The 6,017-nt window shown below is 72.7% G+C and carries 6 protein-coding genes; 4 read left to right on the forward strand and 2 right to left on the reverse strand.

Features of this window, described 5'->3' with window-relative positions; all coding sequences use genetic code 11:
* Positions 1 to 156: 156 nt before the first annotated feature.
* The 4 genes from ABTY15_RS35925 (at position 157) to ABTY15_RS35940 (ending at position 4,381) form a co-directional block, all read left to right on the forward strand.
* A complete protein-coding gene (locus ABTY15_RS35925; protein ID WP_350605223.1) occupies positions 157 to 915 on the forward strand; it encodes a DUF969 domain-containing protein in 759 nt (252 codons plus the stop codon).
* Positions 912 to 1,880, forward strand: a complete 969-nt coding sequence (locus ABTY15_RS35930; RefSeq protein ID WP_350605225.1) for a DUF979 domain-containing protein — start codon at positions 912 to 914, stop codon at positions 1,878 to 1,880. The genes ABTY15_RS35925 and ABTY15_RS35930 overlap by 4 nt, the downstream gene beginning before the upstream one ends.
* Before the next feature lie 42 nt (positions 1,881 to 1,922).
* Positions 1,923 to 2,564 (forward strand): pyroglutamyl-peptidase I, encoded by a 642-nt coding sequence (gene pcp / locus ABTY15_RS35935; RefSeq protein ID WP_350605228.1) that lies wholly within the window; start codon positions 1,923 to 1,925, stop codon positions 2,562 to 2,564.
* Between the two features lie 152 nt (positions 2,565 to 2,716).
* Positions 2,717 to 4,381, forward strand: a complete 1,665-nt coding sequence (locus tag ABTY15_RS35940) for a phospholipase D-like domain-containing protein (protein ID WP_350605230.1) — start codon at positions 2,717 to 2,719, stop codon at positions 4,379 to 4,381.
* Positions 4,382 to 4,487: 106 nt separating this feature from the next.
* Here the strand turns inward: ABTY15_RS35940 and ABTY15_RS35945 are convergent, their stop codons facing one another.
* The gene (locus tag ABTY15_RS35945) at positions 4,488 to 5,183 is read right to left on the reverse strand and encodes a FadR/GntR family transcriptional regulator (protein WP_350605232.1); all 696 of its coding nucleotides are present in this window, start codon (positions 5,181 to 5,183) and stop codon (positions 4,488 to 4,490) included.
* A 109-nt stretch (positions 5,184 to 5,292) separates the two neighbouring features.
* Positions 5,293 to 5,946: a LutC/YkgG family protein gene (locus ABTY15_RS35950; protein WP_350605235.1), complete on the reverse strand. Its 654-nt coding sequence runs from the start codon at positions 5,944 to 5,946 to the stop codon at positions 5,293 to 5,295.
* Between the last annotated feature and the right edge of the window lie 71 nt (positions 5,947 to 6,017).

Here is a 6,017-nt window from a genome sequence, read left to right on the forward strand (position 1 = left end):
AACTCTCCTGAACTCTTGTCGGATTGTTCCACAATCCCCTAACCTCTCGGCAACCCCCGCTGCGAGGCCCGGCCCACCCGGCCGGGACCTCCTGCGCCGTGTGGCGGCACAGCTGACCGCGTGCACGGCGTGGACCCCTCCGAAAGGGCCAGGAACGTGATCGTTCTTGTCGGCATCCTCATCGTGGTGGCCGGATTCGCCACCCGACGAAATCCGCTCCTCGTCGTCGGCGTCGCCGGCGTCACCACCGCGCTGCTGGGCGGACTGAGCCCGGTGAAGGTCCTGGACGCCTTCGGGACGGGCTTCGCCTCCAGCCGCTCGGTGACCCTCTTCGCGGTCACCCTGCCGGTCATCGGCCTCCTGGAGCGCCACGGCCTCCAGGACCAGGCCCGCACCCTGATGAACCGCCTCGCGAAGGTCAGCGCCGGCCGCCTGCTCGCGCTCTACCTGGTGATCCGTCAGCTCGCCGCAGCCCTCGGGATCACCGCGCTCGGCGGACAGGCCCAGGCCGTGCGGCCGATGATCGTGCCGATGGCGGAGGCCGCCGTCGAGCGCCGCCACGGCACCCTGACCGAGAAGGCCCGCGAACGGCTGCGCTCCTTCGCCGCCAGCGCCGACACCGTCGGCCTGTTCTTCGGCGAGGACTGCTTCCTCGCCATCGGCTCGATCCTCCTGATCACCGGCTTCGTCAACGCGACCTACCACACCAGCCTGGAGCCGGTGCAGCTCGCCCTGTGGGCCATCCCGACGGCGATCTGCGCCACCCTCATCCACGGCGCACGCCTGCTGCGGCTGGACGCCACCCTCGCCCGGGACCTGCCCGCCGCGCCCGGCGCCCCCGCTGAATCCCACCCCACCGGCACCCCCACCGACCCCCAGCCCGCCGGCACCCTCACCGTGGAGGACAGCAAGTGATCAAGGTCGAGTGGCTGTACTGGCTCGTCGGCGCCGTCTTCCTCGCGATGGCCGTGCAGATGGCGGCCGACCGCAGCAACCCCAAGCGGTTCGGCAGTGCCGCCTTCTGGGGCCTGTTCGGCGCGAGCTTCGTCTACGGCAGCTGGGTCGCCGACAAGAGCGCGCCCGCCGCGCCCCTGGGTGCGGCCGTCCTGGCCATGATCTGCCTGGGCGGCCTCGGCCTCACCGGCCGCGGCACGCCCAGGACCACCACCCCCGAGCAACGGGCCGCCTCCGCCGCCCGTCTCGGCGGCCGGCTGTTCATCCCCGCCCTCACCCTGCCGCTGGTCGCGCTGGCCTGCGCCACCCTCCTGAAGGGCGTGCACCTCGGCGGCGGCCTGCTGCTCCAGTCCGGCAGCGAGGCCCTGCTCGGGCTCGGCATCGGCACCCTCGTCGCGCTGGCCGTCGGCCTCGCCCTCACCCGCGAGCGCAACCCCGTCACCGCCCTGCACGCCGGCCGCACGCTGGTGGAGGCCATGGGCTGGACGCTGCTGCTGCCCCAACTCCTCGCCGTGCTCGGCTCGATCTTCCAGGGCGCCGGCGTCGGCACCCAGGTCGGCAAGATCACCACCCACTTCCTGCCCGACGGCAGCACGTACGCGGCGGTGGTGCTCTACTGCCTCGGCATGGCCCTGTTCACCGTCGTCATGGGCAACGCCTTCGCCGCCTTCCCCGTCATGACCGCCGCCATCGGCTGGCCCGTCCTGATCACCCAGCTGCACGGCAACCCGGCGGTCGTCCTGGCCGTGGGCATGCTGGCCGGCTTCTGCGGCACCCTCGTCACCCCGATGGCCGCCAACTTCAACCTGGTCCCGGCCACCCTGCTCGAACTCAAGGACCAGTACGGGCCGATCAAGGCCCAACTGCCCACCGCCGGCGCCCTGTTGGTGTGCAACGTGGTCATCATGTCGCTGTTCGCGTTCTGACCACGCCCCCGGACCACCCCACCAGAAAGGCCCTCACCGCCCATGACCCGGGTCCTGCTCACCGGCTTCGAACCGTTCGACGGCGCCGCCGTCAACCCGTCCTGGGAGGTCGCCCGCCTCGTCGCCGACCAGCCGCCCGCGGGGCTGGAGGTCACCCCCGTCCGGCTGAGCTGCGCCTTCGGACGGGCGGCCGGGGAACTGCGCGCGGCGGTGCGCGACAGCGACCCGGCCGTCGTGGTCTGCCTCGGCCAGGCGACCGGCCGCACCGACATCAGCGTCGAGCGCATCGCCGTCAACATCGACGACGCGCGCATCCCGGACAACGCGGGCCGGCAGCCGATAGACCGGCCCGTCGTCCCCGGCGGCCCCGCCGCCTACTTCGCCACCCTGCCGGTCAAGGCGTGCGTGGCCGCCGTCCGGGAGGCCGGGCTGCCGTCCTCGCTGTCCCACACCGCCGGGACGTTCGTCTGCAACCACGTCTTCTACACCCTGATGCACCTGCTCGCCACCGAACGCCCCACCGCCCGCGGCGGCTTCGTCCACGTGCCCGCCCTGCCCGAACAGGTCCTCGACCGGGCCCAGCCCTCCCTGCCCGCCGCCACGGCCGCGCAGGCCCTGCGCGCCCTGCTCACCGCCTCGACCCGCCGCACCGACCTGCACACCCCGGAGGGGACCACCCACTGACGGCCGGGCGACCCGTCGTTCCACCTGCCGCTCCGCCGGGGCCCTGGGCAAGGACCCCCGGCGGAGTCACAGGTTACTTCCAGGTATTTTTAAGCTTCGTTCAGATGAACGGCTGTCAAACTCCCTGTCGCACCGTCCCCGAAGGTACGTCCTTGCCCCGTCAGCAGTCCCCCCGTCTCGTCCGGGTCGCGTCGCTCGTGCTCGCCACCGCCGTCCTCGCCGCCGCGCCGACCGTGCCGGCCTTCGCCGACTCCGCCACCCCCACCCCGCCCGGGCCCGTTCAGCCCGGCACCGCTCAGCCCGGCCCGACCCCGCACCTCGACGCCGTGGAGCAGACCCTGCGTCAGGTCTCCCCCGGCCTGGAGGGCACGGTCTGGCAGCGGACCGCCGGCAACGCACTCGACGCGCCCGCCGGCGACCCCGCCGGCTGGCTGCTCCAGACGCCCGGCTGCTGGGGCGACCCGAACTGCACCGACCGGCCCGGCACCGAGCAGCTGCTGGCACGGATGACCAGCACGATCGCCGCCGCCACCCGCACGGTCGACATATCCACCCTCGCGCCGTTCCCGAACGGCGCCTTCCAGGACGCGATCGTGGCCGGCCTCAAGGCCGCCGCGGCGAAGGGCAACAACCTCCAGGTGCGGATCCTGGTCGGCGCGGCCCCGCTCTACAACATCACGGCGCTCCCCACCCGGTACCGCGACGACCTGATCGGCAAGCTCGGCGACGCGGCCGGCCGCGTCAAGCTGACCGTCGCGTCGATGACCACCGCCAAGACGGCGTTCTCCTGGAACCACTCCAAGCTGCTGGTGGTCGACGGACAGCGGGTGATCACCGGCGGCATCAACAACTGGAAGGACGACTACCTCGACACCACGCACCCGGTGTCGGACGTCGACCTCGCGCTGACCGGCCCGGCCGCGACCACCGCCGGACGCTACCTGGACACGCTGTGGGACTGGACCTGCCGCAACACCGGCGTGTTCTCCGCCGCCTGGTTCGCCGCCTCCAAGGGCGCCTCCTGCAACCCGACCCTGGAGCAGGACGCCAACCCGGCACCCGCCGCCGCGACCGGCAGCATCCCGGTCATCGCGGTCGGCGGCCTCGGCGTCGGCATCAGGAACGCGGACCCGGCCTCCGACTACCGGCTCACCCCGGCCACCGCCCCGGACGTCAGCTGCGGCCCGATCGCCGTGCACGACTACACCAACGCCGACCGCGACTACGCCACCGTCAACCCCGAGGAGAGCGCGCTGCGCACTCTGGTCGCCAGCGCGACCGGCCACATCGAGATCTCCCAGCAGGACCTGAACGGCACCTGCCCGCCGATGCCGCGCTACGACGTCAAGTTGTACGACACCCTGGCCGCCAAGCTCGCGGCCGGCGTCAAGGTGCGGATCGTGGTCAGCGACCCCGCCAACCGCGGCACGGTCGGCAGCGGCGGCTACTCGCAGATCAAGTCGCTCAACGAGGTCAGCGACACACTGCTCAACCACCTGACCACCCTGACCGGCGACAGCCGGAGCGCGCACACGGCGATGTGCCAGAACCTGCAACTCGCCTCGTTCCGCGCCGCCTCGACGCCCACCTGGGCCGACGGTCACCCGTACGCGCTGCACCACAAGCTGGTCTCGGTCGACGGCTCGGCGTTCTTCATCGGCTCCAAGAACCTCTACCCGGCCTACCTCCAGGACTTCGGCTACATCGTCGAAGACTCCAACGCCGCACAGCAGTTGGACGCCAACCTGCTGGCGCCGCAGTGGCAGTACTCGCAGGCGGCGGCGACCTTCGACTACGCCCGCGGCATCTGCGGCTGAGGCTGCGGCTGCGGCTGCGGCACCCCTTGCCGGGCAGCCGGGTGCGTGTGGTGGGCGGGGGGACGGTCAAGACCGTCCCCCCGCCACGCGCGTTGCCGTCTGCCGGTCAGTCGAGCTCGACGGCCGCCGCGCCGAGGGTGCCGCGCAGCCACTGCTCGACCTCGCCGACGTGCACCGTCACCCAGGCCTGGGCGAGGTCCGGCTGCCGGGCGGCCACGGCCTCGTAGATCGCCCGGTGCTGCTGCCTGGTCCGCTCCACGGCGCCCTCCTCGGTGCGGCCGCGCCAGAGCCGGGCGCGGGCGGTCGGGCCGGAGACGCCCTCGATGAGGGAGCAGAGCACGGCGTTGCCCGAGCCGGCCGCCAAGCGGCGGTGGAACTCCAGGTCGTTGTCGATCAGCGCTTCGAGGGAGGCGTCGTCGTCCAGCGCGGCCAGCACCTCGCCGAGGGCGGCGATGTCCTCGTCCGACATCACCCGGGCGGCCATGGCCGCGGCGGCCGGCTCCAGGATCCGTCGGACCTCCAGGAACTGGAGCACCGTGTCGTCCTGCTGGAGGTCGACGGCGAACGACAGTGCGTCGACCAGCAGTTCGGGCTCCAGGCTGGTCACATAGGTGCCGTCGCCCTGGCGTACGTCGAGCACCCGGATGAGCGACAGCGCCTTGACCGCCTCGCGCAGCGAGTTGCGGGACAGGCCCAGGCGCTCGGCCAGGTCGGGCTCGCGCGGAAGCTTCGAGCCCGGGCGGAGCTCACCGCTGACGATCATGGCCTTGATCTTCTCGATCGCCTCGTCAGTGACCGGCACTCTCGTCCGCCTCTCTCGTGTTCGGGTCCGTGCAGAATAAGTCACGGCCGCGCCGGCGGCCGAAGCCCATGAGCCGGCCTGGAGCAGGAGCGGGCGAGCGGGGCGATCCTCATGACCTGGGCTCCGAGTGGGCGAGGTCGACGATGACGACGTCGAGGGTGCGGGGGCCGTGCACGCCTTCGACCCGGTTGAGTTCGATGTCGCTGGTGGCGGACGGGCCGGAGATGAAGGTCAGCGGCCTGGTCGGGTCGAGGCGGGCCAGGGCGTCGGGGATGTCGTCGGCGATCTGCTCGGCCCGGACGACGCACAGGTGGTAGTCGGGGACGAGGGTGAGGGCGCGACGCCCCTGGCCGGGGCCGGCGTCGAGGACGATGGTGCCGGTGACGGCGATGCCGGCGGCGGCGAGGGTGAGGGCGCCGTCCAGCGCGTCCAGGGCGGGGACGTCCAGGGGTTCCCGGTGCCACTGCCAGCCGCCGGGGGGCAGCAGGTCCGCCGGGAAGCCCTCGGGGACGGCGAGCCGGGTGACACCGCGTGCGGTGAGGGCGGCGGCGATGGCGGCCGGCAGCCCGGCCGGGTCGGTGCGGGTGACGGTGGCGCGGTAGTCCGCGACCCGTTCCGCGAACAGGGCGAGGGTGTCCCCGCCGGGTTCGACGTGGCTGCGGCGGTAGTTCCTCGGGACGGGTACGTCCTCCGGGGTCTCACCGCGCGGGACGTCGGCGAGGGCGGCCCGGATCCGGCTGAGGATCGCCTCGCGGCTGCTCATCGCCCCTCCTCTCTGTTCTTGCGCCACCAGGTGCGGAAGGACTCGGCGGGCGGTGCGGGGGTGTCGCGGCT

The sequence above is a fragment of the Kitasatospora sp. NPDC097643 genome (assembly GCF_040302625.1).
Lineage (GTDB): Bacteria > Actinomycetota > Actinomycetes > Streptomycetales > Streptomycetaceae > Kitasatospora.

What these genes read in the sequence shown, in the direction of transcription:
- pcp (WP_350605228.1), top strand. Translation starts at nt 1,923, where the DNA reads ATGACCCGGGTCCTGCTCACCGGCTTCGAACCGTTCGACGGCGCCGCC.
- ABTY15_RS35950 (WP_350605235.1), bottom strand. Translation starts at nt 5,946, where the DNA reads ATGAGCAGCCGCGAGGCGATCCTCAGCCGGATCCGGGCCGCCCTCGCC.